This is a genomic window from Sorangium sp. So ce1036, assembly GCF_051369805.1.
Taxonomy (GTDB): Bacteria; Myxococcota_A; Polyangia; order Polyangiales; family Polyangiaceae; genus Sorangium; species Sorangium cellulosum_F.
Genome location: NZ_JBBMOX010000001.1, coordinates 7,532,176 through 7,559,134 on the forward strand (window position 1 = coordinate 7,532,176; position 26,959 = coordinate 7,559,134).

Sequence of the window (26,959 nt, forward strand, 5' to 3'; positions counted from 1 at the left end):
GAGGGGAGCGGCGTGCCCGGCGCTGCGGGCACCGCAGCGGGCGACGGGTGCGCGGGAGAGGAAAGGGCTGCGCAGCGACCCCAAAGGGCGCGTGAGACGACGCCGGGGCTGCGCAGGAGACCCACCGGGGCGGCGCAGGACGGCCGACGGGCTGCCACGGCAGACCGAAAAGTCGTTGCGCGGGCGGAATGGCGCGGGACGCCGGGAGGCGAGCCCCTTGACGTCGCCGGGGCTCGGGGACACTTCGCCAGCCGCACAGGGATCGAGCACGCGGAAGATGGTGAGCTGCGCGGCGTTGTTACTCCTCGCCGCCGTTCTCGGCCCGGGCAAGTCGGAGCTGCGCCCCGGCGACGTCTGGAGCGGGGCGAGCCGCCCCCTCACCCGCCCCGCGTCTTCTCGGCCTCTTGCCGCCGCACCATCTCCGCGATCCAGACCGGCGCGAACGGCGGCGTGCAGCCCGGCGATGCCGGGTAGTCCTTGAGCACCTCGAGCCGCTCGCCGATGGCCATCGCGCGGGCGCGCAACCCGGGGTTGCGGATGCCGATCTCGGCGAGGCAGTGGTTCATCGACCACTGCTTCGGGCCCGGCGCCGTCTTCATCTCCGCCTCGATCTGGTCGAGCAGCGCAGGGAGATCGAGGCCGGCAGGGCGCTTCACGACGCGGTCCGTGGTCAGGCTCCAGCCAGCGCGCCCGACCAGCGCGCTCGCGGAGTCCTTCCAGCGGACACGCAGCTCCTCGACGTGGCGCGACGCCTTCACCACGTTGACGATGAACCAATCGAGCAGCTTGGGGTAGCCGATCTCCCGGACCATCGCGTCCAGCTCGTCCGCCGAGAAGACCTTCGGTTTGAACACGAGCGTCGCCAGGAGGCGGGCGTCGGGGTCCCCGGTGCGCCACAGCTCGCCGGCCAGGGCGTGGTCCGTCTTCAGCTTCTTCGCGAGCGCGCGGAGCTGGGTGAGGTTCACGCCGTGGGCGTCTCCGGCGCGGGCGTTGACCTCGCGCATCTTCTCGTTGCCCAGCGCGGCGAGCTCTCGCATGACGTCGGTGAGGTTCATGGGCTGAAGCTAGCCGTATCCCGCGGGCATCGTCCAGCGGCGCGGCGTCGCCTCAATCGGGGTACTGCGTCCACAGCCTGCGGTCGGCGTCCAGCGCGCGACGGATCTGCGAGCGCCCCCCACGAGGCGTCGCTGCTGTGGTAGGTGAGCGCGCGCTCTGCGCGCACCGCCGCCTCGATTCGTCGCGTTCATTTCGGCGCGCTGGGCTATCATCTCGCCCGTGATCCATCGGACCCGCGCCGCCGACATCTCGAGCTCGGTCGCGGCCCGCTCCGAGCGGGGACCAGGCCGTGATCGCAATGAGGACGCATTCCAGGTCATCGATCTCGCCCGCGGCACCTCGTTGGACCCGCCCGCGGCCCAGGGCTGTCTCGTGGACCCGCTCTTCGTGCTTGGCGTCTACGACCTCGGCCACGCGGTCCTCGCAGCGAACCGTCCAGGTTATGCGCGATCACACGCCAAGGCTCCGATGAACAAGCAACCGAGGCTTGATGTCGCGTTCGGTGAGCCTTCTGCGGGTTGGCTCGCGGTAGAGATTCGAACCGCGGAGCAGTGCGTCCACGAGAACTTCTCGCACATCTACCCGACGTTGCCGGATCTCTGCTCTGCCCTCTGCGACGCGCTGGGCGGTAGACCGTCGCGCCTCGTCACGTTCCTCTTGGAGCCAGCGGAGCTCGAGCTGACGATTGTGCCGGAGGGACCTACGGTGTCCGTCCTGAGCCTCCGCATGTTCCGCGATCGATCTCGGACGCTGACACCGGCGCCAGCCCTGGAGTTCCACGGAGCGGCGACCGCGATCGTCCTGGCGTTCTGGCGCGCACTTCGACGACTCCAGACGTGCTTGCCGGCGTCACAGTTCAGCGAGAGGTATCGTCAGCCCTTCCCCGAGCTTGAGATGGAATCGCTGACCCGGCTGGTCACCGCTCAGAAAGAGCAGGTCGACCGATGACGACCAAGAAGATCAACAAGCCACTGCTGCCGACGCCGCTCCGCCGTTTCCTCGGTCCATCGCGGCGGCACGATCGGTCGTCCACGAGGCGCAGGGCGACCTGATCTGATCCCCGGGTCAGAGGAACTGGCTGCTCCACTTGCGGAGCGTCATGATCCCTTTTTCCCCGGCGGACAGGACGGGCTGAGGGCGATAGATCTTGTTCTCCCAGATCGGGATATCCTCCTCGATCTGCCGGCAAATCTCCGCGGCCAGGGCCTGCCCCAGCCGCTGCGAGCCGTCGCTCGGGAGCCAGAAGGCGACGCGGACGTCGATGAGCTCCTCGTCGATCGGGGTGACCGCGTTCACGAACAGGACCTCTGCGATGCCCGTGAAGCGGATGGTCCCGTAGCCCATGCCGTGACCTTCCCACGTGATCACGCCGTCGACCCCCCGGCCGCCAGGGCCGTTCTGCCTCACCGTCGACCGGGCGCGGATGACATGGCCGTCGACCTCGACCTCGGTCCGAGGCCACTCCAGGATGCCGTGCACCGCGACGAGGTGCGCAGGATCCACGATGTTCTCGAGCGCCTCCTGGACGTGGGACCGGATCCGCCAGCGCCGGCTCATGTGAAACGACCACGCCGCCGAGCGGGCCTCGGCCAGCGGCGGGACCTCGAACGACGGCGGCTCGCCCCCGGGCGCGTGGTGGACCAGGATCAGCCCGTCGCGCTCACGCGCTTCCCAGGAGCGGATCTTCGCCTTGGGAGGAATCGTATCTGCATAGGGGATCCGCACGCACGCCCCCTCGCCGGAGATCACCCATCCATGAAAGGGACACCGGATCCCGTCCTGCTCGACCCGGCCCCCGACCCCGAGGTGGGCGCCCATGTGCGGGCAATACGCGTCGAGGATCCGGACCGCTCCGTCCTGCATCCGGAACATCACGAGATCGCGCCCGAAGGCGCGGAGCGGGACCACGGCGCCCGGGGTCAGCTCCTCCGACGAGGCGACCTGAAACCAGCCTCTGGGAAAGGGCGGAAGGGGGATGCGCGCGCTCACATGGATCTCCTCAGCTCAGCGTTTTCCGTCGGGGAAGCGCCCTCCTCGAAATCCAGGTCACCCGCGCCGAGCTGGTTGCGGGAGACCGCGCACGCCCGGCGTCGAGGTCGGCCAGGCCGCGGCCGCCCGTGCGCCCCGGTGATCCCGGCGATCGTGGAAAGGAGGCCTCGTCGTCCCGGGGCTCGCGGCATGCTCTCCTCATCCTACGAGACCCGGGCGCGCCGGGGTACTGGCAAGCGACGGAGCGCGCCGCGTCAGGCCATGAACCGCACGCAGTAGATGGGCGGCAGATGGGTGGAGATCGCCTGCCAGGAGTCCCCTTGATCCTCGGTGACCCAGAGCGAGCCTGTCGTGGAGCCGAAGGCGAGGCGATCGCCGCTGTCGTCGATGTCGAGCGCGTGCCGGAGCGTGAGGTCGTAGGCGTTGCGCTGCGGCAGCCCGTTGCGGAGCACCTCCCAGGTCTCGCCGCCGTCGCGGGTGCGGGACACCACGACCTTGCCGTCGACGGGGACGCGCGTCTCGTCCTTCTGCGCGGGGACGAGCCACGCGGTGCCGGGATCGCGCGGATGGACGGCCACGGCGAAGCCGAACTTCGCGGGGACCGCGCTCGGGACCTCCTGCCAGGACGCGGCGCCGTCGGTAGAGCGGAACACCCCGTTGTGGTGCTGCGACCAGAGGTGATCCGGCCGCGCGGGACACGCGACCACGCGGTGCGGGTCCTGGATCACGGGGTCCTCCCGGCGCTCGGGGGGCATGAACTCCGCGTACATGCCCTTGCTGCGCACCGCCCAGGAGGCGCCGTCGTCGTCGGTCTGCCAGACGCCGCCGCAGGAGACGCCGACGGTGACGCGGCCGGGGCGCAGGGGGTCGACGCAGATCGAGTGGATGCCCGGCAGATCGGCGCCGCCGCCGAACCACTCCTTGCGCCGCGGGTGATCCCAGAGCGAGCGGACGAGCGTCCACGAAGCGCCGCTGTCGTCGGAGCGGAACAGGCCTCCCGGGATGGTGCCGCAAAACAGCGTGCGGGGCTGGCTCGCGTGCCCCGCCTCGAGCGACCAGACCTGCTGGACCTGCCAGGGCCACGGCTTCCCGTCCGGCAGGCAATCCGCCTCTCCCTCGGGCTGCTGCGGGTAGGCCGGGGCCGGGAGCTCCTCCCACGTCTCGCCGCGATCGCGCGAGCGGCGCAGCTTCACGCCGAAGTGGCCGAGCCCGAGGGCGGCATAGACGGCGCCGTCGCGCGCGTCGGGCAGGACGATCGAGACCGAGTCTCCGAGGAACGACACCTGGGCGATGTCCCAGCCCGCGCTGCCCCGGTCGATCCGGAACAGGCCTTTGCGGGTCGCGACGAGCAACGAGCTCATGACCTCCTCCTATCCTCCCGAGAGCGCCTGCATGACGTGGATGCTGGTGCCGTCCTGCACCGGCTCGCTCAGGCCGGCGCGATCCCTGAGCTGCTGGCCATCGACGAAGATCACGACGTGCTTGCGGAGCGCCCCCTGGTCGTCGAGCACGTAGCCGCGCACGCGGGGGTGGAGGGCGAAGTAGCCCTCGAGCGCCTCACGCACCGTCCGGCCGGCGACCACGAGCTCGGGGCACGCCACATGCCGCGCGAGGTTCCGTGTGAAGGTGATCTGCGCCATACCGCGTGTCTCGCGCAGCGGGGCTCCGCGGCGCGCTCCCTGCTCGCCGCGCATGGTCGATCCGGATCGGGCGCGATGCAAGCGGGACGACAGGGGTCGCCGGCCGACCCGCGCGTCGCCGGCGCCCGGTCCGTGGGCGTGCGGCGGCGCAGGGCAGAAGCCGCGGCGCCGTCAGCGGCGGCAGCAGATGCCGCCTTCGACGCCGAATCGCACGCCCCCGGAGCGCTCAGCCTCGGCGTCGCCGCGAGGCCAGCGCGCCGAGCACCCCGAGGAGCGCGAGCCCTCCGAGATCGGACGATCGGCCGCCCGTCGAGCAGGAGCACCCCGAATCCCCGCCGGACTCCTCACCGCCGCTCGTTGCGCTCGGCGGCTCGCCGCCGCCCGCGCCGCCCGCGCCGCCGCCCGAGGCGGCCGACGAGCTCGCCGTCACCCCCACGGTCGACTCGCCGCTGCCCGACGAGGCGGACGAGCTCGATGTGCCGCTCGCGCCGGTTCCGCCGCTACCGCCGCGGCCGCCCTCACCGCCGCGGCCGCCCTCACCGCCGCTGCCGCCGTCACCGCCTCCACCGGCGCCGTTGCCGCCACCGGCGCCGCTGTCGCCGCCGCCGCCACTGCCGCTGGTCTCGATGCCGACGCACTCCACGGTGCACTCCGTCGCGCAGGCGTTGCAACCGCACTCGATGATGCGGCGATAGATGCCGGCCCCCTGGGCATACTGCGCCGCGCAGCGCTCCGCGCACGCGCCGTCCTGGCCGCAACCGGAGGAACAGGTGGCGAATGCCCGGCACGCCGCGGATGCGCCGCAGTCGTCGAGCTGCTGTCTGCAGTCATCCGCGAGCGAGCCGTCGAAGCAAGCCTGGCAGCCGCTGTCGCCCCCGCCCCCGCCCCCGGCCCCGGTGCTCGCGGCCGTGCTCCCATCGATGGGATACAGAGCGCACACGCCCTCGATGTCGTCGTCGGCCAGGGTGCGCTGCGACGAGCCCCCGGCATAGAACGGCGCCATCGTCGCGTCGTTGTCGCTGGAGTGGTCGAGGCCCAGGAAATGGCCCTCCTCGTGCGTGGCGATCGACTGTGTGTCGACACAGCCGTCGCGGCCCGTGTCGTTCCAGCAGAAGCCGACGTTGTTGAAGACCATGTCCGCGTCCACGATGGCGTTGTTCCGGTTCCATACCGGCATCGTGACGCCGATGACGGAGTCGACGTCACCGAGCGAGCTCGGCCAGGCCGAGCTGATCCAGTGAAACACGTTCTTGCCGTCTCCTTGATTGTACATGTCGCTCGTGTCACCGAGGAGCTCGACCTGCCACGCCGTGCACCCCGGGCTCGACCAGGCGGCGAACCCGGCCTCGATGCGGTCGACGGCGATGCCGGCGATCCCGCGCGGGATCGTCGAGCGGTTGATGGAATAGCGGACGGGCATCTCGGCCCATCGGGGGGCGCTCGGGGCGATCGGCTTCCACGCGGCAGCGTCGCGCGCCGCGGTGAAGAGCGAGGCGGCGCCGAGCAGCGCGGCGAGGACGACGCGGCGCCTCACCTCACTTCCCTCCCGCGATGCGGACCACGTCCGTCATGAGGCTCTCGACGGGCTCGACCTCCTCGGCGGGCGCCTTGACGGGCACGAGCGCGCGACCGCTCCGCCGGACGAGGTTCAGCCCCTCGAGGCTGCGCCGCGCCAGGCCCTTCGCGTCCACGTGATAGATCGACAGCGCGAGCGCGGTGAAATGCCACTGCCCCTTGTCGCCCGGGCGCAGGAACACCACGGCGTCCTCGCCCGGCGAGAGCCTGGCGTCGCCGAGCACGCGCTGTGTCATGCCCTTGTAGGTCCCTCCGATCTGCTCGAGCACGATCGTCGTCGCGCCCCTCTTGCTCGCCAGGCCCCCCTTGAGCGGCTGGGTGATCGTGAGCTCGGTGCGGGTCACGATCGATCTTCCGTCGTCGGACTCCGTCGTGTACGAGCGGCCGACGGTCACGCGCGCGACCGCCGCCGACCGGCGCACGAGCTCCTCGCGCGAGAGCAGGACGGCCGTCGTCGCGTCGGCGGGCGTGCCTGCGCCGAGCACGAGGGCGGCCACGGACAGGGAGAACAGTGCTTTCACGCTTCGCTTCATTGGATGACTCCTTGCGACCTCCTGTTCTATCGCGTTCCGAGCGCGGTGACGATGCAGGAATCAGCACAGCCTTCGCGCCGCGGCGCCGCGGCGCAGCAGGTCTGTCATGGAGGCGGATCATCACACCCTGGCGCGATGGCATACCCTCATCTGCGCATACGCCCGTCGCCGCGCGCACAGCGGTACCGCGGAAATCTATCTACCGCGATTGGAACACCCGGCGAGCCGGGCTCGCCCCGGATAGACACTGGACTGAAATGAGTCCCCCCTCCGTGGGATCTTCCCGTCCGGATCGATCACCGTCGCGCGCCGCCCCCAGGGCTAGCACTCCGGCAGATTGACGCCGACCCCGAGGGGCACCTCGACCACGTTCACGGCGAGCCCGCCGCGCGCCGTCTCCTTGTATTTCGACTCCATGTCCGCCCCCGTGTCCCGCATGGTCTTGATGACCTTGTCGAGGCTCACGAAGTGCGCGCCGTCGCCGTGCAGCGCCATCCGCGCCGCGCTGATCGCCTTGATCGCGGCCATCGCGTTGCGCTCGATGCACGGCACCTGGACGAGGCCGCCCACCGGATCGCACGTGAGCCCGAGGTTGTGCTCCATCGCGATCTCCGCGGCGTTCTCCGCCTGCGCCGGCGTGCCGCCCAGCGCCTCGGCCAGCGCGCCCGCGGCCATGGAGCACGCCGAGCCCACCTCTCCCTGACACCCCACCTCCGCGCCGCTGATCGACGCGTTCTCCTTGTAGAGCAGGCCGATCGCGCCCGCCGTGAGCAGGAACCGGACGACGCCGTCGTCGGTCGAGATCGGCACGAACCGCCGGTAATAGTGCAGGACCGCCGGCAGGATGCCCGCCGCGCCGTTGGTCGGCGCCGTCACCACGCGGCCGCCGGCGGCGTTCTCCTCGCTCACCGCGAGCGCGTACAGGCTCACCCAGTCCATCGCCGTGAGCGGGTCCCGGAGGCCCACCTCGGGGCTCTCGATGAGCCTCCTGTGGAGCGCCGGCGCGCGGCGCGTCACCTTGAGGCCCCCCGGCAACACGCCCTCTGTCCGGAGGCCGCGCCGCACGCACTCCTGCATCACGCCCCAGATCCGGAGCAACCCCGCCCGGATCTCCGCCTCGGGGCGAAAGACCTTCTCGTTCTCCAGCATGAGCTGGCCGATCGACAGCCCGTGCGCCGCGCACGCCGCGAGCAACTCCGCGGCGCTGTGAAACGGGTACGGGACCGGTGTCCTGTCCTCCTCGAGCGGGCTCTCGCCCCTGGCCGCCGCCTCGTTCACCACGAAGCCGCCGCCCACCGAGTAATACACGCGCACGCGCAGCGGAGCGCCCTGAGCGTCCAGCGCCGTGAAGCGCATGCCGTTCGGGTGATACGGCAGGCTCCGGTGCAGGAACGACAGGTGCGCGCTCACCTCGAAGCCGATCTCGTGCCGCGCGAGCAAGGGCAGCCGGCCGCTCGTCCGCACGCCGTCGACGATCTCGCCCGCGCGCTCCACGTCGACCCCGTCCGGCGTCTCCCCCATCAGGCCGAGGATCACCGCCCTGTCGCTGCCGTGCCCGCGGCCGGTGGCGCCGAGCGACCCGAACAGCTCCGCCTTGACCGCCGCGGTGCGCCCGAGCAGCCCGGCCTCGTCGAGGTCCACCGCGAACAGACGCGCTGCGCGCATGGGGCCGACCGTGTGCGAGCTGCTCGGCCCGATACCGATCTTGAAAAGGTCAAAAATGGTGACAGCCATGTACCCTGGTGAGCGCAGGAGCCCTGTCGCCGGGCGCCCTCGCCGGACGGTCCTCGCCGCTCCCGGGCACACTACACCGCGGCTGGCCGGAGCGCTCGATCGCGGGCGCGGCGCGGCGCCCCCTCGCGTCGCGCCGACGTGAGCGCGCGCCCTGCCGGTGGTATACTCGTGCTCGTCTTTTTCTCCCTTCCCTCGCCGTCCGAGATGAGGATCCCATGCGCCACGCCCCGGCCCTGCTCCTCGCCGTTGCCCTGCTCGCCCCCGCCGCCGCGCGAGGCGAAGGCCCCTCGCCCGCGCCCGCAGAGGGCGCCCAGGCCAGGCCGCCCGCGCTCCAGGTGACGATCGACCGGTCCAAGGTGGACCTCAAGAACCGGAAGATCGAGGTCAAGCTGTCGCGCGCCGCGGCCAAGGTGCGCCTCAAGGTCCTCGGCCAGTCGGGCGCCGTCTTGGCCGAAGAGGAGACGCCGTTCGATGGGGCCGCCGCCGGCACGCCGCTCGTCGTGACCTGGTCGCCCGCGAGCGACGAGACGGTCGCGCGCATCGAGGTGTACGGCCACGACACCGAGGGCTACTGGGCGGGGGTCGCGATCGTCCCGTGGAACATGCGCATCCCCCACGAGGAGGTCCAGTTCGAGACCAACTCCGATGTCATCCGGCCCTCCGAGGTGCCCAAGCTGGAGGCGAGCCTGAAGAAGGTGTCGGAGCTCCTCGCGCAGCACGGGGAGATCGGCAAGATCACGCTGTTCATCGTCGGGCACACGGACACGGTCGGCAGCGTGGAGCACAACCTCGGCCTCTCGCGCCGGCGCGCCCGCGCGATCGCCGCGTGGTTCAAGGGCCGCGGGCTCTCGCTGCCCATCGCCTACGAGGGCCTCGGCGAGTCGGCGCCGCTCGTGACGACCGCCGACGAGGTGAACGAGCCGCGCAACCGCCGCGTCGACTACATCCTGAGCGTGGAGCCGCCGAGGCTGCCCTCGGGCGAGGCGTCCTGGAAGGCGCTCTGAGGGCCGCCCCGGTCCCGCGCGGCGACAGCGCGCTGAACCTCCTCTTCGGCAGGCTCCAGATCGAGCCGACCGTGTGGCGCCGGGGCTACCGGCCGCCCGAGGCCCTCGAGCGCTTCCTGTCGGCCGTAGATCCGCCGATCGCCCTCGGGTTCGGCGGCATGACGTCGCACGATCCCGGCGCCACGACCCGGCTCCTCATCGAGGCGGTCGCGCGGAGCGGCCGGCGCGCGATCCTGCTCTCGGGCTGGGCGGGGCTCGGCGACGCGGCGCTGCCGGAGACGATCCTCCGGCTCGACGCCGCGCCGCACGACTGGCTGTATCCGCGGGTGGCCGCGGCCGCGCCTCACCGCCGGGGCGCTCGCGGCCGCGATCCAGGCGGCCACGACCGACGCGGGCATGCGGCGGCGCGCGGAGGAGCTCGGCGCTGCGATCCGGGGCGAGGACGGCGTGGGCGCCGCGGTCGCGCTCATCGAGCGGCACGTCGAGGCGCGGCGCCAGGGGGCGCGCGGCCGCTGAGCTGACGCCGCGGGCACAAGCCGAGCTCACGGCGGTCCCTCTCGCGAACGTCCGCTGCGCGCACCGTCCCCGTCGGCGCATTTCGCCTGCACGCGCGCGATGCGCGTTGCGCTGCAGGGAGCACCTCGGCGAGAGAGAGCCGCGATATCTCTGGCCCGCATCAAAGCAGCTGAACCGGGAGCGCTGCCAGTGGTAACCTTGAGGGACGGAAGCGCCATGGAAACCGGAAAGCTGGAAGCGCCGGAAGACTTCAAGAGCTGGATGCTCGGCGAGGTCAGCGATGCGCAAGGCATCGTCGACAAGCTCCAACGTGCCGGGCTTGCCCTTCGTCGCGTCGAACCCGCCGAGCGCGCAGGCAGCACGAGGACATGGTTGCTCTTCTGGGAACCGCCGAGACACCTTTGCGAGAGCTTCGATCTCGCACCGGAGCTGCTCGTCATACTGACTCCATGGAAGGAGGCGCAGGCGCGGGATGTGTCTCTGGCGGAAGAGGCCCTGAGACGAGATCACCGTCTGGATCGTGGTGTCGTGCTCGTCGTCGCGCGCGATCCCGCCGCGGAGCGTCGTCTCGCGCGGCCCGTCCAGCGCACCGGCCGGCTATATATCTTTGTGTCCGCGGACGCGGTGCTCACGGTCCAGGATCCGCAGCGATGGCTTCGGGACCTGCTCCAGGAGCGTATCGGCTCCGGGGATCTCTTCGCCGCGGGGCGGCCGGTGTTCGGGTGGGACTTCGTCGGCAGGCAGCAAGAGCTCCGCTCGATCCGCGGCCGACTCCTGGACGGGCGCCCCGTGGGGCTCTACGGGCTGCGCAAGGCAGGCAAGACCTCCGTCCTGATCGCCTTGAGAGACCAGCTCATCAGCGACGCGACCGCCGACGACGCCTCGATCGTGGCCATCCCGATTCATGTCGATCTACTCTCGTTGAGCTTCGCCGAGATGAAGCGCTCCGGCTTCATGCGTTACCTGCTCCGCTCGATGCACGAGGCGCTCGAGCGCCTCGACCTCTCGCCCACGAACCTCGGCCTCCCGGCGAGCTTCGCCGACCGGCGGCGCCTGGGCGAGCTCGACGGCGAGGATCTCGAACGCCTCGTCCCCGAGGCCCTCGAATGTTTGATCGACTGGGCTCGATCAACGCCGTCCAGACCGGCGATCTTCCTTCTCATCGATGAGTACGAGCGCATCCTCGGGGCGAGCAGATTTCCGGTGACCGACGGGCTGGACATCCTCGATTACCTTCGCGGCCTCATCCAGCGCTATCCGAAGACCTTCAACATCCTCATCGCCGGGCTGGATCGGCAGAAGGCGTCGGTGTCACGGTACGGCCAGCGACAGAACCCGCTGTTCAACTTCGTCGTCGATCATCCCCTCGCCGGACTGGAGCGTGAGGAAATGAACGAGCTCATCCGGAAGATCGGGCGGAGGCTCTCGCTCCATTTCAAGTCAGACGCGCTGGACGTCATCTGGCGTGAGACCGGCGGGCACCCTTATCTCGCCAGGGAGTTCGGCCGCGTCATCGATCGCCAGATCCCGTCGCACAAGCGCAATTCGATGCGCATCGATAGGGCCATCGCGCTCGAGCACCTGGAAGAATTCAGGCGCGAAACGGTCCCCACCATGCAGGAGATCCTCGATGCGGTGCGGACGATTGACCCACAAGCCCCGGAGGTCCTCGCTTACATCGTCCAGTACCCGGAAGACGCCGAGGAGTCTCTCAACAGCTTCTTGAAGCCGGAGTCGGTCCACACCCTGCGCCGCTATGGCATCCTGAACGAGACGGGGGCGCCGGAGCAGCTTCGCATCGGCAGCTTCGGCGCCTGGCTGCTCCAGAACCAGCCGATCGGCATGCCCACGGCGGCCAATGCCTGACCGCGAGAACCCCTACCGTTCGGACATCCCTGGCGCTGGCCCCTTCGTCGGGCGCGCGAACGAGCTCGCCCTGCTCGCGAGCGCTCTCCATGCAGGGCGCCGCGCCCTCGCCGCGGTCATGGGCGGTCGCGGGATGGGAAAGACAGCGCTGGCGCTGGAGCTCCAGAAGAGGATCGCGGCCGACCCGACCAAGCTGGTGCACCTCGTGCGTCGCCCGTCGAACGACGCGGCCACGTTCCTGTCTCAGCTCGGGTCGCTCCTCGGCGTCCCGCTCGACCCCATCCTGCCAGTGGAGTCCATCGCCGAGGCGGTCGACGCGCTCGACCGTTCGCGCGTGGTGCTGCTGCTCGATGAGATCGATGGCTTGATCGCTTCGGAGGCTGGGCGCGATCTGCTCGAGAACCTGCGGGCGGCTTACGAGCAGCTCGGCGGCAGGCTCGGGATCGTGATCTTCGGCGGGAGCAGGTTGCGGGATCTCCTGTCGAGCGAGGCATCCCCGTTCCTCCGCACGGCCCAGTGGACGCCGCTCCACGGCCTGTCCCTCGCCGAGACGGCCGCGCTCCTCCGCGAACCGCTCGACCTCGCCATGCCTGATCCGCTCATCGAGGCCGTCTGGGAGCAGACCGGCGGGCACCCTCTGCTGCTCCAGATGCTCATGGAGCGCGCCGTAGCCCTGGGGTCCGACGCTGCGCGGCATCTTCACGAAGCGCTGCGCGACCTCGCCGAGCACCATCTGGCGGCGACCCTCTTCCCGATCTGGTGGGACAACCTCACGCCGCGCGGCCAGTCGGTCTATCGCACGCTGCTCGGCCTGCGCCGGCCGCTGGAGCGGCGCGAGTGGGCGTCGACGCTCGGCAATGGGCCGGATGCGGTGGTCGAGATCCTCAGCACGACGGGGGTGGCGCGGGCCGACAGCGGCCAGCTGCTTCCACGCTGCGCTCTGTTCCGGACGTGGCTCGAACAGAACCATCCTCAAGGTCTGGGGAGGCACCGGCTACAAGGACGTCGTCGAGCAGGTGCTCGGGGACACTGTTCCGGGGGACGATTTCGCGTGCGTTGTGATGGTGGACCGGCAGTCGAGGCCGCTGCGCGATCGCTATCTGGAAGAGTGCTTGCGGGCGGGAGCGGTGGGCGATCTCATCTGGCCGCACGACGGAGATCTCCGTTCGCGAGCGTTTTATCCCGCATTCATCACGCGGCATCCCCGGCCGTCGGGAGGACACGTCCGCGTCCATCACGTGCTCGTGCAGCTTCCACCTGACGGTGCCACGTGACCGGGCACCTCCGCCCTGGCGGATGCGGCGGAGGTGCCGCGGCCGCGATCGAAGTTCACGGCCGCGTCTCGCCCGCGCTCACCGCGGTCCGGGGGTGCAGCGCAACCAGGCGCCCGCGAGACACCAGGAATCAGGATGGAGACGGCCCGGCGAGGCGCGCGGCCGCTGACGGCAGCTGGTCGTCGAGCCCCGCCGGATCGGGGAGACGTTGACGATGTCGCACGAGAAAGCGTTCGCCGTATGGCTCGTCCCCGGCGGGGGAGCGCGCGAGCGGCTGCGGGAGCTCATCGAGGCGCTCGCCCGGGAGACCGGCGGGCCGGCGTTCGCGCCGCACCTCACCCTCGTCGGCGGGCTGCGCGGCGACGGCGCCGAGCTCGCCGCGAAGCTCGTCGGGCTCGGGCCCGCGCTCTGCCCGGTGGAGCTCCGGATGCAAGGCCCCGCGGTCGGGGACGCGTATCATCGATGCGTGTTCCTCGACGTCGCGCGGACCGAGCCGCTCGCGGGGCTGCGCGGCGCGGTGCAGGCCGCGCTCGGCGCGAGGGACGGCGCGTTCCGCCCGCACGTGAGCCTGGTCTACGGCGACCTCGCCGCCGAGCGCCGGCGGGCGATCGCGGCCGATCCGCGGGTGGTCTCGCTCGGGCAGGAGGTGTGCTGGGCGGAGCGGCTGGAGCTCTGGGCCGTGGCGGGGCCGGTCGACCGCTGGGCTTGCGTCGCGGAGACCGCGCTGAGGGTGAGCTAGAGGGTCGAGATGCGGATGCACTGGCGAGCGGAACACCAGATCTTGATCGACGCGGGCGTCACGATTGCGCCCGGTTTGACAGAAGCCGAGCTCGACCGGGCCGAGCGCGTCATCGGCGCCAGGTTTCCGCCGGATCTGCGCTCCTTTCTCTCGGAAGGGCTCCCGACGGGCGACCGCTTTCCCGACTGGCGGGCGCCAGAGTCGCCGGAGGTTCGTCGGCGACTCGACTGGCCGTTCGACGGCATCGCGTTCGACATCGAGCACAACGCGTTCTGGCTGGACGCATGGGGCGCACGGCCCTCGGAGCTGCCCGAAGCGTTACAGATCGCGCGGACCCTGATCGCGGAGGCGCCTCGCTTGATTCCGATCGCGGGCCACCGCTACATCCCGGTGGAGCCAGCGCGCGCCGGAAACCCCGTCTTCTCGGTCTACCAGACCGACATCATCGTTTACGGGAACGATCTCGCGGCGTACTTACGGTGCGAATTTCATCGACTGCCTTACGTCGATGCGGTCCGCGAAGGAATGCGCAGGATCCGGTTCTGGAGCGAGCTCGTGGATGCCAACCAGTAGCGGGCCGTCCACAGGACGACACAGCGGACGAGCCTGTCGCGCCGGCGCCGCCGTCGCGCTGGCGCTCGCCGCGGAACGCCGGTACGCCGGCAGCGCGCAACGAAGAGAAGGAGCCGGGATGGAGGCAAAACTAGAGGGTGGCCATATCGGCCGGATCGTCGGTGACGGCTCCAGGTTGGAGATCGTCGATTCCGGAGGGGCCATCCTGTTCACCTTGTCGGCGCCGGCGCACGCCGTGTTTTATCTGTTCGCCGTTCACGCGGTGCACGGAGAGTGCCCCGTCGTCTCGTTCGATCCCGACCACGCGATCAACGGCTGGATGGACTGGTACTACAGGGTCGATATCGAGAGCCGGTCCATGGAGCGCCTGAACCCGTGGCGGTAGGCGCGAGCGGCCCGAGCCTGGGGAGAGCGAGCGAGAAAACCTGAGGCATTTCGAGCCGGCTCGACCGACGGGCCGGGCCGCTCGCGACGTTCGTCCGGACAGAGCCTAGGCGCCGAGCGCGAAGCACACCGCCGAGATTCTCCAGACCCCGCCCTCCGCGAGCGTGGAGACCTCCCACTCGAGCGCGTGTCTCCCCGGGACACGTATGGCGTCCGCGCCCCAGATGAACGGCGGCGATTCGCTCCCCAGGCACCAGCTCGCCCTCGGCGCTCGCACGCTCTCGACGGCGCCGCACGGGTTCTCCAGGCAGTCATCGAACCCGCTCGCCTGCGACCCGTAGCGGGTGATCGTCTCGCCGCGCCCCGTCCGCTACCCGACGGGCGGGTGGCTCGCGTTCGGCCGGGCTTCGACGCCACTACGCTCGTGCGCGTGCCGCGGCCGCGCCTCACCGCCTGGGCGCTCGCGGCCGCGCGCGGCCGCGCTCCAAGCCGCCACGATCGGCGCCGGCCTGGGGCATGGGGCGGCGCTGCTCGTTCTCGACCGCGGCGGCCGCAGGTTACGCCGCAGTGCTTCCCTGGGATCGCCTGCGGTTCGCGGTCCTCGTGGTAGCCTCCTGATCATGGAACGAGCCATCCGGAACCCGCCTCCCGGCTTCGACGACCTCACCGTGCACGAGCAGATCGAGTACATCCAGATGCTCCGGGAGCGGATCGCGGCGAGGGAGGACGAGGTGCCGGTACCCGGGTGGCACAAGGCCGAGCTCGATCGCCGGCTCGCCGAATACGAAGCATCACCGGAGGTCGGCCGGTCGTGGGAAGAGGTCGAGGCGGACCTCCGTACGCGCTTCGCGACGCGTCGATGATCCGGCTCGTTGTTCGTTCTTCTGCCGAGCTGGACATCCGGGAAGCGGTAAGCTGGTACGATGGCGAGGAGGCCGGGCTGGACGGACAGTTCGTCGATGAGCTACGGTACATCGTCCGCCGGATCGGGACGCTCCCTTCGCAGTTCACCGACGTCGGTCGAGGTGTTCAGCGCGCGCTGCTCAAGCGATTCTCAGTTCTGCCGCCCAACCACCCGCTGCACGCTGCATCCGACGATCGGCTACGCCGGCCGCGGGGAACTGGCAAACTGTTAACCAATCGAGGTTGCCAATGAAACAACTAGAGTCAGAAATTTCTTTCATTGGGAGCGAAATCGTCGTCTGTGGTCGCGGATGCGATGGTGTCTTCTCGCAGCCAAACGCAGGAATCATTCCTCGCGGGCTCACGCTCGAACTGCGCGACGATGCGAGCCAGGGAGCCATTTTCCTCGGCATGAATCCTGGCCAGGGTGACGATGCCGAACGCCGGGCCTTCAAGAACGATGGTTCTTTCGATGCAACCGTTCGGTTCATGCGCGAGCACCGTCTACTGAAGCACCAATACTACATGCGACTGCGATCCCTAGCGAATGGGTGCGGGTACACTGGTCACCTCCTTTGGACGGAGCTCGCGAAGTGCCAGAGCGCCGCGGACTGGCGAGGTTCACTGCCTCTCGAGACCTACAGAACGTGCGCCGCCGCATTCTTGCGACGCGAAGTGGGCGCGACTCCGAGCTCGTGGCCCATCTTTGCCGTTGGTCGAGACGCGTATCGCGCGGCCGCCTTCCTGTTCTGCGAGCGGCCTGTCGTGGGCGTGGCGCACCCCACAGGTTCCTACGGCATGTGGCACGCGATGTTCGCCGGGGGCACGCCCAAGCCTTCAGTGGTCCGGGCGGTAGGAGGGCTGATCAGAGGCAACCGCGCGGGATGGATCCCCGATGAACTGCTGCGTGACACAGAGGGGGCTGGCTAATATCGCGTTGGCTCCGACGGTCGCCTTCAGGTCCTTCGAGCCCACCGAGTCGCGCCTGCAGGTCAACGCGGATACGTTAGGCGCCCACGAACGCTCACGTACGGCAGAACCTCCCTTGGCGCCCGCGGCAGGAAAGATATGCTGAAACACGGGCGTCCGGCACGCAACCTCCCTACGTGCGCTATGTCGTTGCCGTCGACCGTACGCTACCCCCGCACTGACCCTTCACGGGCTGTTCGGCCGCCATGCGCTCACGCCGTGTGTCCGTGCCGCGGCCGGGCGGTCGAGCATTCTTTTCCGATCTGGCCAGGGACTCCGACCTCACGCGTGAGCGTGGGCAGCGCCTCCACCTCCCGCTCGCCCCCTCTCCTCACTTGAAGCGCCACTTCCCTTTCCCTTTCCCCTTCCCCTTCCCCTTGCGCACGACGATGACCTTCCGGTGGTCGTCGTGCACCACCACGGTCGGCCTGGCGTCGACCTGCACGACCCACGGCGCGGCCACCAGGATGGCGATCACGGGCGCGCCCGGGCCGACCGCGATCACCGCGCCCGGACGGTAGCCGCAGAGCACGACCTCCGTGCGCCCGCCGTGCTTCAGCACCACCGTGATCTTGGTCGGATTGACCTTCACGGCCAGCTTGCCCGCGAAATACAGCCGGTCGGGGCCGGGCACGAGCGTTATCACCTCGGAGCCCGCGCCCGCGGTGAGCGCCAGCTTGATCTCGCGCTCGCCGATCGGGACCGGCTTGAGGTTGAGGTCCAGCACGTAGACGCGCACATCGCCCGTCTCCTGGTCCGCGACGATCTCCACGAGGTCGTCGCCGACCGGCTGGAGCACGCCCCCGTTCGGGCCCTTCACCCCGTCGACCTTGACGCCCTCGTTCTCCCTCGCGTTCTCCGCGAGCTCCGGGGTCCCGCCGCGCGGCACGTGCAGCACGCCCTTGAGCGACGAGCCCCTCGCCTTGAGCTCGTAGCCCACCTCCGTCAGGTCGCCCTCCAGCGCCGGGAGCTTCGCGACCAGGAGCCCGCCCGACCCCGGCCGCGGCGCGAGCTCCACCGCCAGGGGAGCCTCTCCCCCGCCGGGCGCCTTCACGGTGAGGGTGCCCGACACCCCCTCCTCGATCGGCTTGCCGTCGCTGTCCTTCACGAGCACCGTCACCTGCCCGTCCGGCGCCACCGTCATGACGACCGAGCCGGGCTCGTGCTGCTCCGTGAGCGCCCCGCTCTCCTCGATGCGCTCCGCCGTGATCTGCGGCGACTTGCTGCACGCCGGCGACGCGAGCCCCGCGCACGCGATCGCGAGCGCGACGAGCATGGATCGGAGACCTCCCTGGATTCGCATACATCCCTCTCTGGCAAGGCGCGGAGCGCAACCCCCTCGTCATACCTGCTTCCGGGTCACGGACCAGATGAAGCCGTCATACCAGAAGTGCATCAGGGCCACGGTCTGCGTGAGCGACCACAGCGCGCGGCTCTCCGCGGGCGCGAGCTCGGCCCACAGCCCGTACGCGAGCACGCCGCCGAGGAAGGCCGCCACCGCGACGAGCCTGCCAGCGCGCGGCCGGTCGAGGCGCAGCCGCCGGCGGAGGCGGCCGCCCTCCGACCACCAGACCAGCGCGAGGTACTGCACCGCGTGGAACAGGTTCATGATGAAGAAGGCCTGTCCCCACGGGTTGAACCCCCACGTGTAGATGGAGCACAGCCCCGTGCTCACCAGCAGCCACACCTTCGGGAAAGAGACCTTGTAGCCCCGCCTCGCCATCGCGCGGTAGGCGAGCGCGTAATAGAGCAGGAACACCGTGCCCGCGGCGATGACCGCCCAGCCGATGTAGCGGTGATTCGACGCCATCCGCGCGGGGACCGAGGAGAGGAGGGCGGCGCCCACGTCGTCGAAGGCGTCGAAGCTCTCGAAGTGGAAGATCATCGTCGCGCCGGCGACGATGGGCCCGGCGTAGAGCAGGTGGTTGAGCCAGAGATCCAGCCGCCGGCCGAGCGCGGGGTCGTTCCCCGCGCGCGCGTCGTAGATGCGCCCGAGGCCGAACGTCTGGAGCGCCGAGTGGTAGACGTCCCAGAACACCACGAGGACCGTCACGCAGACCACGGCCCACATCGACAGCATCATCGCCGCGAACGCGGCGACCGGCGCCACGACGAAGCGGAGCCGGTGCCGCCGGAAGATGTCCGCGTTGCCGTGGCTCCGGAGGAACACCGCGGCGAGGTGGCCGTGGATGAGCGTGCCGATGAAGAGCCCCGCCCACGTCGTCCGCTCGCCCGAGAGCTCGAACGTGGTGTCGGTGAGCGGCGTCCCCGCGATCAGGGCGCCGACCGCGAGCGCGACGACCGGCGGGAGCAGGAAGAACGCCCAGTCGTACGCGGGGCCGACGATGTAGGCCCTCGTCCCCGCGGCATCGGTGGCCCTCCGCCCGGCATCGGTGGCCCTCCGCCCGGCATCGGCGGCCCTCCGCCCGGCATCGGCGGCCCTCCCCGCGGCATCGGCGGCCCTCCCCGCGGCCGCGAGGAGCGCGGGCGAAGCGGGCTCGCCCCGCGCGCTCATGCCGCCCGCTCGCTCGCGACGGAGGACCGCGGCCCCGGCGCCGCCCGCGAGAAGCCGATCGCCCACCCCTCGCCGGCGAGGTGGCCCAGGAGGGCCAGCAGGAACAGGTTCACCCCGAGCATCTCCATCGATTCCTCGACGAAGTCGATGAGGCCATAAACGAGGTTGTCGCTCCCGGCCTGCTCCGTCCAGTAGCCGAGCGGCAGCTCCATGACGAGGGCGCCGGTGACGTAGATGCCGCCCGAGAGCAGGAATCGATTCCTCGTGTCCCGCGGGAGATGCCCGAGGAACCGGAGGTACGCGGCCGCGAACGCCGCCACCACGATCGCCGCCGGGATGACCCAGCTGAAATACAAGACCCCGCCCAGATCGAGCCAGGAGCTCGCGGCCTCATGGATCTCGACGACCTCGTCGAGCGATATGTACAGGAACGCCGCGGAGAGCCCCCACCAGTGCTTCACGAACCCGCCCGCGCGGCGGGCGCCCACGGCGATCACGGCGAGCGCGAGCGAGCACGCGAGCAGCAGCGACGACGTGTACCACGTCGGCACGTTCTGCTCGTAGCTCAGCGAGAACAGCGGCACGACGCCGCTGCGGCCCCTCAGCCCGAGGACCGGCTTGAGCACCTCGACCGCGAGCCCGGCGCCCGCGACGACCGCCATCACGGCCAGGAGCGCGACGCGCAGCCTGGCTGTCGAAACGGTGATCTGCATCGATGAAAAACAACTACGCGAGGATCTCGGCCGCGGTCAACGCGCCGAGCGCCGCGCCGGTGAAGGGGCCACCCCGGTGCCGTCGCGCCACGGCGGCGCGACGGCTCAGGAATCGGCACGACCGCGGCGAGCGATCCCGCGCGGGCGGACCGGGGGCGCCCGCGACGTCAGCGCCCGGGCAGCGGCAGCCCGGCGTGCGCGGTGAGGCGGGCCATCGCGAGCTTCGCGGCGACGAGCGCCTCCTCCGGCGTGGAGCCCGTGGCCGAGAGGTGGCCCATCTTGCGGCCGGGGCGCGCGATGCGCTTGCCGTAGAGGTGCAGCCGGACGCCCGGGATCTCCAGCGCGGCCTCGAACGCCGGCGGCGTCTCGCCGAGCCACAGGTCGCCGAGCAGGTTGAGGATCGCGGCGGGGCGCACGATCTCGACCGAGCCGAGCGGCAGATCGCACACCGCGCGGACCGCCTGCTCGAACTGGCTCGTCGCGCAGGCGACCTCGGAGGCGTGGTAGCTGTTGTGGGGCCGCGGGGCGAGCTCGTTGATGAGGAGGCGGCCGTCCTTGAGCAGGAAGAGCTCGACCACGAGCAGGCCCTCCACGCGCAGCCCGACCGCGAGATCGAGCGCGATCTGCACCGCCTGCCCCGTCACCGCGGCCGAGAGCGGGCCCGGCAGGAGCGACCAGTCCAGGATCTGGTCGCGGTGGTGGTTCAGCGCCGGCGGGTAGACCGCGAGCTTGCCGCTCGGGCTCCGCGCGACGAGCACCGACAGCTCGGCCTCCAGATCGAGCGCCTGCTCGACCACGCAGCGCTGGCCGCCCAGCGACGCGAAGAGCGCGTCGGCCTCGCGCGCGGCGGCGCCGGCCTCCGCCGGCGCGACGCCCGCCGACAGCCGCATCTGCCCCCGGCCGTCGTAGCCGCCGACGCACGACTTCACGAAGCACGCGCCGCCCATGGCGCGCGTCGCCTCGAGCAGCTCCCCGCTCGTCGCGACCTCGCGGAACGGCCCGACCGGGAAGCCGTTCCGCGACAGCCAGCTCTTCTGGACCCCGCGGTCCTGCACCATGGAGAGCACGTCGGCCGACGGGCGCACCGGCGCGAACCGCGCCGCGGCCACGAGGCTGTCGCGCGCCACCTTCTCGATCTCGAGCGTCACGACGTCGCACTGCGCCGCGAGATCGGCGGCCTGCGCCGCGTCGTCGAACCGCGCGACCACGCAGCGGTCGAGCACCGAGCGGGCCGGGCAGTCCGGATCGGGGTCGAGGGCGTGGACCATGAACCCGAGCGTGCGGGCGGCGAGCGCCGTCATGCGGCCGAGCTGGCCGCCGCCGAGGATTCCGATCGTGGAGCCGGGGGCGATGGGCATATCCGAGGGGCTCTCTCCGGGATGTGGGGACCGGTGGGGGTGCGGGGACGTGGGGACCGAGGGGTGCTGACCGATGGGCGCGGACCGAGGGAGCGCTGACCGACGAGGGGCGCCTGGCGCTAGCCGAGGTTCGCGTCGCGGAGCACGGCCGCCTCCTGGGCGCCGCGGAACGCCGCGAGGCGCTCGCGGAGCTCAGGGTGCTTGCCCGACAGGATCGCGGCCGCGAACAGCGCGGCGTTCGCCGCGCCGGGCTTGCCGATCGCCATCGTGGCGACCGGGACGCCCTTCGGCATCTGGACGATCGAGAGCAGCGCGTCGAGGCCGTTCAGCGCCGTCGCGGGGATCGGCACGCCGATCACCGGCAGCACGGTCTTCGCGGCGACCATGCCCGGCAGGTGCGCGGCCCCGCCGGCGGCCGCGATGATCACCTCGATCCCGCGCGCCTCGGCCGTGCTCGCGTACTCGAACATCCGGTCCGGCGTGCGGTGCGCGGAGACCACGCGCACCTCGTGCGGGATGCCGAGCTGCGTGAGCAGCTCGCTCGTCACCGCGAGGTGCTCGTGGTCGCTCTTGCCCCCCATGATCACGCCGACCCAGGGCCTCCCGGTCGAGCTCGCTTCCATGTCCTCCGGGGCCCGGTCCTCGCCGGCCCCTCCCTGCGCTGTCGTGCTCATCGCTTCACCGATCCATCGATACCATCACGCCGCGGCGGCCCGTCGCGCCGCCGCGGCGCCCCGCTCAGCGGGTGAGCTGCTCGAGCAGGCTCAGGCTCTCGCGCTCCTCCTCGCCGATCTCGCCGTCGGACGAGATCATCTCGCGCGCCGTCTCCAGGAAGAGCTGCCGGTGCGCGCGGGGGATCCTCATCGGATCCACCTCGTCGGCCGCGGGCGGGACCTCGAGCCAGCCGCGCACCTCCTTGGCCTCGTCCGCGTCCAGGTCGAGCCGCAGGATCATCTTCCGGACGAACTCACGCTCCTGCTCGCGCACCTGGAGATCGGCCCAGGCGAACGAGCAGATGAACCGCATCAGCTGGAGGCGTTCTTCGCGAGAGAGCTTGTCGAGCATGGGCGGGGACTCTAGCCCGGATCAGCCTGCGTTTTGTGTGGAAATCGGCGCGCGGCGCCGCGCGGGGACTTTCCCCGCGTTTCCCGTCCCTCCCGGGTCGCGGGCTCAGCGGTACGGGCCGGCGACGCGCGCGCCCCGGAGGAGCGCCGACAGGAGCAGCAGCGTGCCGAGCAGGTCGCGCAGCGCGGCGGGGTCCTCGATCGGGGCCGGCAGCGTGACCGCGACGGCGTGCTGGGCGATCCGGAGCGCGCGCGTGCGGGCGCGCAGCCCCCGGATCACCTCGCGCGCCCCGGGCGAGACAGGGCGCATCTGCTCCGGGTCGTCGGGGTCGAGCGCCGCCTCGAGCGGCGGATCGAGCACCAGCGTCACCTCGGAGCACGTGGGCTGCGGGCCGCGCTCGAAGCAGGTGTCGATGTGGAACGTGGCGCCGTCGAGCTGCGCGTCCCGGATGCACATGCGGCCCACCTCGAGGCGCCCGTGGAGCTCGGCCGCGAACCGCTCCCAGGCGGGGCGCAGGTCGGCCATCGGCGTGGGCGGCGGGACGCGGGCGGACGCGGCGCGGATCTCGGCCGCGAGCGCGGCGAGGCGCTCGAGGAAGGCGCCGAGCCACGGCTGATCGTGGCCCGGCGTGCGGGAGCGGACGATCACGCGCTCGTCGTCGAGCCGGACGTCGTCGAAGGCGAGCAGCGCCCGGCGCAGGGGCCCCGCGATCACGGCGCGGACCTGGCCGGGGTCGCGCCCGCGCACGCGGTAGCGGCGGCCGAACCCCTCGTCGTCGTCGGACGAGAGCGCGAGCAGGAAGCGCTTCACGCCGACCTCCAGGTCGAGCCCCCACGACGACCAGCGCAGCTCGCCGAGCAGCGCCCCGCCCGACGAGGCGCCCGCGTCGATCGACACCACCGCGGCGCAGCCGGCGATCGCGCCCGAGAGGCGCAGCTCCAGCGGGTCGAGCGCGAGGCCGTGGCGCGCGCCGACCGCGTCCCAGACCGCGCGCCACCTGCCCGAGCCGATCTGCCGGCGCATGGCGCCGACCCCGGGCGGCCGGTCGAAGACGCCGACGACGAGCGGCGTCGTGTGGGTGATGTCGTCCGAGCGCGCGAGCTCGACCCGCACCTCGAGCCCCCAGACGAGGGCGATCCAGCCGGCGTCGAACGACGGCGCGACGGACCGGGGGATCCGGAACCGGAACGAGAGCTCCCGCCCCTCGTCGCGGCTGTCGGCCCGCCGGAAGGCGGTGAAGCGGTGCGCCTCGGTCGCGCGGCTCGACGCGGCGGGGTCCGCGCCGAGCAGGCGCTCGACGCCGACCAGGGAGATCTCGATCCCCCGCACGTTGCGGCCCTGCACGTTGCCGAGGGCCACCGCCCCCGAGATCTCGTCGCCCGGCGCGAAGACCTGATCGTCGAGAGAGACCTCGACGAAGGGGCTGTCCCCGCGCGCCGTGGTGCCCGCGACCGGCGACCGGGCCGGGCGGGCCCTGGGGCGCGGCGTGACCCGCACCTCGTACGACTCCTGGACGTCGAGCCACCACGGGATCGCGATGGAGAGCGTGATCCCGTAGCGGATCTCGGCGCGCGTGCCGAGGTAGGAGCAGGGCGCGTCGGCCGGGAGCGGGAAGCTCGCGCGGTAGCGCTGCTCCCCCTCCGGGAGCGTCGTCTGGCCGGCCACGCGCGCGACGAGCGAGAGGAAGTGCGGCGGCACGAGCACGCGCTCGTCGACGCGGGCGACCTGCATGCCCTCCAGGTGCAGCTCGATCGCGTCGACCGGCGTCCTCGCGCGGCTGCGGAGCACGAGCTCGACCAGGACGACGTCGCCCGGGTGGACGATCCGGGACATCCGGAGCTCGACGTCGGGTCGGCTTCGCAGCATGGTCCCGCCCAGCGCGCCGCGCGCTCACTTCACGAGCGGCGCGGGGACGGCGAGGCGGAGCGGCCCGCTCGGCGCGCCGCGCTCGAAGACCTCGCCGCGCCGATCGGCGACGCCGAGGCGCATCAGCCCGTCGGCCCGCACGAGCGCGAACGGGGCGCGCGGGACCGGCGCGTCGCGGCCCGCGCCGCCCCGGCCCGCGTCGAACGGGACCACGAAGACCGCGACGTCCTCGGCGCCGGACGGGGGCGCCGCGGGGTGCGCGCAGCGCGCGGCGACCGTCGCGTTCCGGTCCTCGCTGGCGCAGCGGGCGAGCGCGCGGCGCTCCGCCTCGCCGCCGGCGCGCGCGAGGTGATCGGCCGCGGCGAGGCGCACCGCCTCGGCGGGGTCGCGCGCGAGCAGGTCCCGGGCCGCGGCGCCGTCGCAGCGCGCCCCGGCGGCCGTGAGGCCCGCGAGCGCGTTGGCCCGCACGTAGGGCCGCGCGTCCGCGAGCGCCCCGCACAGCGCCGCGGCGGCGCGCGGAGGCTCGCCGACGCGGCCCGCGATCCGGCCGATCGCGGCCGCCGCGTTGCCCGCCACGGCGGCGTCGGGGTCCTTGAGCAGCGGCAGGAGCGGCGCCAGCGCGCCCCGGTCGCCCACCGCGCCGAGCGACCAGACCGCGTTCGCGCGGACGCCCGGATCCGGATCGCCCGCGAGCTTGCGGAGCGCGGCGCCGGCCTCCGCGTGCCCCGCGAGCGCCTCGGCGATCTTGCGCCGGTCGTCGATGGACGCCGCCGGGGCCATCCGCGCGAGCAGGGCGCCCGCGGCCTGCCCCGGCATGCGGCCGAGCCCCTCCAGGAGCGCGTCGCGCGCCGCGTCGGGCGCGCTCGCGACCGCGGCCGCGACGTCGCGGGCGAGCTCCCGGTCGCGCGCGCCGTCGGCGCGGGAGAGCGCGCCCGACAGGGCGATGCCGAGCGCGCCGCGATCCTGCTCGGCGGCGACGGTGAGCCGCTGGAGCAGCGCGCGCGCGCTGCCGGGGCCGGCGACGCGGGAGAGCGCGACGGAGGCCCGGAGGCGCACGTCGCCCGACTCGTCGTCGAGCGCCGCGAGGAGCGCGGCGTCGACGGCCGCGCCGAGCTCGCCGGCGGCGCGCGCCGCCCCGAGCGCCTCGATCACCGCGAGCCGTAGCGGCGCGGAGCGGGCGCTGGCGAGCGGCAGCAGCACCGCCTGCGCGCGCGGCGAGCCGGTGCGCCCGAGGAGCCGGACGAGCGCGAGCTTCTCGTCGGGCGGGGTCGCCGGATCGACGAGCAGGGCGCGCGCGGGGTCCACCGCGCGGCCGTCGGGGTTCGCCGGATCGAGCAGCGCGGTCGCGGCCCGGATGGCCTCGCGGCGCACGGAGGGGTCGGCGTCGCCGAGCAGCTCGAGCACGCCGGGCAGGGCCGCGGGATCGCCGAGGGCCGCGAGGGCGCGGAGCCCGTGGCGGAGCGGGACGGCGCCGCGCTGCATCCCCCGGACGAGCGCGGGCAGCCCCTCCCTGGCCCTGAGCTCACCGAGCACGAGGGCCGCGCCCGCCGCGGTGCTCGGCGACGGCGCCGCCGCGAGGACCGCGATGAGCGCCTGCGCGACCGCGCGCCGCGGGGCGCCCGCGCCGCCCGAGGCGGGGCCGGCCCCGCCGCCCGCCGCCGCCTGCCCGGCGTGGACGAGCGCGTCGCGCACCGCGGAGCGCGGCGCCGCGGGATCGTCCTTCGCGAGCGCGGCGAGCAGCACCTTCACGGCGGCGTCGGAGCCGATGCGGCCGAGCGCGCGGAGCGCCGCTTCCCGCACGTCGTCGCTCGAGGTGCCGCTGTCGCCCCGGCGCGCTCCCGAAAACGAGCCCGGAGACCCCGGCGATCTCGCGGCGAGCTCCGCGATCGCGGGCGTCGCCTCGTCCGAGCGCAGCCGGCCGAGGGCGGTCACCGCCTCGACGCGGACGTCCTGGGACCGGTCCTGCAGCGCGAGGGTGAGCGCGCCGGCCGCGCGGGCGTCGCCGAGCTCGCCGAGCGCGCGCGCCGTGGCCCTGCGGACCTCCGGGACCGAGTCCTGCACCTTGCCGATGAGCGGCACCACGGCGCGCGCGTCGCCGATCCTGCCGAGGGCGCGCGCGACCTCGGCGCGCACCTCCGGCGAGCCGTCGTCGAGGTGGCCGAGCAGCGGCGAGACCGCGTCCGGGAGCCCCGCGGCGCCCATCGCGGCGGCGGCGGCGAGGCGGACGTGTGGATCGGGATCGCCGAGCACGCGCCCGAGCGCGACGACGGATCGATCCGTGGGCGCCGCGCGGATCACGTCGCAGGCCGCGAGCCGGAGGCGCGGGTCGCCCTCGCCGAGCCACTCGATCACGAGGTCGCCCGCGCGCGGCATGCGGAAGTGCACGGCCGCGCGGGCGAGGTGCAGCCGCACCTCGATGTCGGGATCGGCCATGCCCTTCTGGATGAGGCCGAGCGCGGTCTCCGGGGGGAGCTCGCCGACGCGGGTCGCGGCGAGGCGGCGCTCGGAGGCGTCGCCCGATCGGAGCGCGCGCGCGATCTGCTCCGGCACGTTGGGCCAGAGGAACGCGGCCGCGTCCTCGTGCGGCGCGAGCGTCGCGGCCGCGGCGGCGACGACGAGCAGGACCTGCGGGAGGCGGCGCAGCAGGGGGGGTGAACGGCGCACGCTGCGAGCGTAATACAGCGGGC

The 26,959-nt window shown here is 72.2% G+C and carries 25 protein-coding genes; 9 read left to right on the forward strand and 16 right to left on the reverse strand.

The genetic code is table 11. The features are described 5' to 3' along the window. Window positions 1-377: 377 nt before the first annotated feature. The gene (locus WMF31_RS28235; RefSeq protein WP_436604926.1) at window positions 378-1,055 is read right to left on the reverse strand and encodes a DNA alkylation repair protein; all 678 of its coding nucleotides are present in this window, start codon (window positions 1,053-1,055) and stop codon (window positions 378-380) included. A 220-nt stretch (window positions 1,056-1,275) separates the two neighbouring features. Here WMF31_RS28235 and WMF31_RS28240 point away from each other — a divergent pair, with 220 nt between their 5' ends. Continuing rightward, window positions 1,276-2,004, forward strand: a complete 729-nt coding sequence (locus tag WMF31_RS28240) for a hypothetical protein (RefSeq protein WP_436604927.1) — start codon at window positions 1,276-1,278, stop codon at window positions 2,002-2,004. A 117-nt stretch (window positions 2,005-2,121) separates the two neighbouring features. Here WMF31_RS28240 and WMF31_RS28245 read toward each other — a convergent pair whose 3' ends face one another. The 6 genes from WMF31_RS28245 to WMF31_RS28270 form a co-directional block, all read right to left on the reverse strand. Next, on the reverse strand, window positions 2,122-3,045 hold the full coding sequence (locus tag WMF31_RS28245) for a Rieske 2Fe-2S domain-containing protein (protein WP_436604928.1): 924 nt from the start codon (window positions 3,043-3,045) through the stop codon (window positions 2,122-2,124). Window positions 3,046-3,299: 254 nt separating this feature from the next. Next, window positions 3,300-4,406 carry a WD40/YVTN/BNR-like repeat-containing protein gene (locus tag WMF31_RS28250; protein ID WP_436604929.1) on the reverse strand — a complete coding sequence of 369 codons (1,107 nt, stop codon included), beginning with the start codon at window positions 4,404-4,406 and terminating at the stop codon, window positions 3,300-3,302. Window positions 4,407-4,415: 9 nt separating this feature from the next. Then, window positions 4,416-4,685 carry a MoaD/ThiS family protein gene (locus tag WMF31_RS28255; RefSeq protein WP_436604930.1) on the reverse strand — a complete coding sequence of 90 codons (270 nt, stop codon included), beginning with the start codon at window positions 4,683-4,685 and terminating at the stop codon, window positions 4,416-4,418. 226 nt (window positions 4,686-4,911) lie between these two features. Next, window positions 4,912-6,219, reverse strand: coding sequence for a matrixin family metalloprotease (locus WMF31_RS28260; protein ID WP_436604931.1), 1,308 nt, complete (start codon window positions 6,217-6,219; stop codon window positions 4,912-4,914). Window position 6,220: 1 nt separating this feature from the next. Then, on the reverse strand, window positions 6,221-6,793 hold the full coding sequence (locus WMF31_RS28265; protein WP_436604932.1) for a hypothetical protein: 573 nt from the start codon (window positions 6,791-6,793) through the stop codon (window positions 6,221-6,223). 321 nt (window positions 6,794-7,114) lie between these two features. Then, window positions 7,115-8,527, reverse strand: coding sequence for an L-serine ammonia-lyase (locus WMF31_RS28270; RefSeq protein ID WP_436604933.1), 1,413 nt, complete (start codon window positions 8,525-8,527; stop codon window positions 7,115-7,117). A 215-nt stretch (window positions 8,528-8,742) separates the two neighbouring features. Here WMF31_RS28270 and WMF31_RS28275 point away from each other — a divergent pair, with 215 nt between their 5' ends. The 8 genes from WMF31_RS28275 to WMF31_RS28310 all read left to right on the forward strand — a co-directional run bounded on the left by WMF31_RS28275 (window position 8,743) and on the right by WMF31_RS28310 (window position 16,039). Then, the gene (locus WMF31_RS28275; RefSeq protein ID WP_436604934.1) at window positions 8,743-9,531 is read left to right on the forward strand and encodes an OmpA family protein; all 789 of its coding nucleotides are present in this window, start codon (window positions 8,743-8,745) and stop codon (window positions 9,529-9,531) included. Between the two features lie 615 nt (window positions 9,532-10,146). Further along, window positions 10,147-11,913, forward strand: coding sequence for a hypothetical protein (locus WMF31_RS28280; protein WP_436604935.1), 1,767 nt, complete (start codon window positions 10,147-10,149; stop codon window positions 11,911-11,913). Continuing rightward, window positions 11,906-13,174: an AAA family ATPase gene (locus WMF31_RS28285; RefSeq protein WP_436604936.1), complete on the forward strand. Its 1,269-nt coding sequence runs from the start codon at window positions 11,906-11,908 to the stop codon at window positions 13,172-13,174. Before WMF31_RS28280 ends, WMF31_RS28285 begins: the two co-directional genes overlap by 8 nt. A 227-nt stretch (window positions 13,175-13,401) precedes the next feature. After that, window positions 13,402-13,926 (forward strand): 2'-5' RNA ligase family protein, encoded by a 525-nt coding sequence (locus tag WMF31_RS28290; protein WP_436604937.1) that lies wholly within the window; start codon window positions 13,402-13,404, stop codon window positions 13,924-13,926. 9 nt (window positions 13,927-13,935) lie between these two features. Beyond that, window positions 13,936-14,499 (forward strand): hypothetical protein, encoded by a 564-nt coding sequence (locus WMF31_RS28295; RefSeq protein WP_436604938.1) that lies wholly within the window; start codon window positions 13,936-13,938, stop codon window positions 14,497-14,499. 118 nt (window positions 14,500-14,617) lie between these two features. Beyond that, on the forward strand, window positions 14,618-14,884 hold the full coding sequence (locus tag WMF31_RS28300) for a hypothetical protein (RefSeq protein WP_436604939.1): 267 nt from the start codon (window positions 14,618-14,620) through the stop codon (window positions 14,882-14,884). A 619-nt stretch (window positions 14,885-15,503) separates the two neighbouring features. Continuing rightward, complete coding sequence (locus WMF31_RS28305) at window positions 15,504-15,746, forward strand: addiction module protein (RefSeq protein ID WP_436604940.1); 243 nt, start codon at window positions 15,504-15,506, stop codon at window positions 15,744-15,746. Next, window positions 15,743-16,039, forward strand: coding sequence for a hypothetical protein (locus WMF31_RS28310; protein ID WP_436604941.1), 297 nt, complete (start codon window positions 15,743-15,745; stop codon window positions 16,037-16,039). The genes WMF31_RS28305 and WMF31_RS28310 overlap by 4 nt, the downstream gene beginning before the upstream one ends. Before the next feature lie 11 nt (window positions 16,040-16,050). On the opposite strand, the gene WMF31_RS28315 is transcribed toward WMF31_RS28310, so the two are convergent. From WMF31_RS28315 to WMF31_RS28355, 9 genes are all read right to left on the reverse strand, one after another. After that, entirely contained in the window at window positions 16,051-16,287 is a 237-nt protein-coding gene (locus WMF31_RS28315) for a hypothetical protein (RefSeq protein ID WP_436604942.1), read from the reverse strand. A gap of 799 nt (window positions 16,288-17,086) precedes the next feature. Continuing rightward, window positions 17,087-18,031: a hypothetical protein gene (locus WMF31_RS28320; RefSeq protein WP_129346563.1), complete on the reverse strand. Its 945-nt coding sequence runs from the start codon at window positions 18,029-18,031 to the stop codon at window positions 17,087-17,089. 66 nt (window positions 18,032-18,097) lie between these two features. Continuing rightward, the gene (locus WMF31_RS28325) at window positions 18,098-19,270 is read right to left on the reverse strand and encodes a hypothetical protein (protein ID WP_242516009.1); all 1,173 of its coding nucleotides are present in this window, start codon (window positions 19,268-19,270) and stop codon (window positions 18,098-18,100) included. Further along, window positions 19,267-19,983, reverse strand: coding sequence for a hypothetical protein (locus tag WMF31_RS28330; protein WP_436604943.1), 717 nt, complete (start codon window positions 19,981-19,983; stop codon window positions 19,267-19,269). Before WMF31_RS28330 ends, WMF31_RS28325 begins: the two co-directional genes overlap by 4 nt. Window positions 19,984-20,150: 167 nt before the next feature. Next, window positions 20,151-21,341 carry a 5-(carboxyamino)imidazole ribonucleotide synthase gene (purK, locus tag WMF31_RS28335; RefSeq protein ID WP_436604944.1) on the reverse strand — a complete coding sequence of 397 codons (1,191 nt, stop codon included), beginning with the start codon at window positions 21,339-21,341 and terminating at the stop codon, window positions 20,151-20,153. A gap of 119 nt (window positions 21,342-21,460) precedes the next feature. Beyond that, entirely contained in the window at window positions 21,461-21,964 is a 504-nt protein-coding gene (gene purE, locus WMF31_RS28340) for a 5-(carboxyamino)imidazole ribonucleotide mutase (RefSeq protein ID WP_436606609.1), read from the reverse strand. 115 nt (window positions 21,965-22,079) lie between these two features. After that, window positions 22,080-22,406 (reverse strand): TerB family tellurite resistance protein, encoded by a 327-nt coding sequence (locus tag WMF31_RS28345; protein WP_436604945.1) that lies wholly within the window; start codon window positions 22,404-22,406, stop codon window positions 22,080-22,082. Between the two features lie 105 nt (window positions 22,407-22,511). After that, complete coding sequence (locus WMF31_RS28350) at window positions 22,512-24,272, reverse strand: hypothetical protein (RefSeq protein WP_436604946.1); 1,761 nt, start codon at window positions 24,270-24,272, stop codon at window positions 22,512-22,514. Between the two features lie 24 nt (window positions 24,273-24,296). Continuing rightward, window positions 24,297-26,936 carry a HEAT repeat domain-containing protein gene (locus WMF31_RS28355; RefSeq protein WP_436604947.1) on the reverse strand — a complete coding sequence of 880 codons (2,640 nt, stop codon included), beginning with the start codon at window positions 26,934-26,936 and terminating at the stop codon, window positions 24,297-24,299. Between the last annotated feature and the right edge of the window lie 23 nt (window positions 26,937-26,959).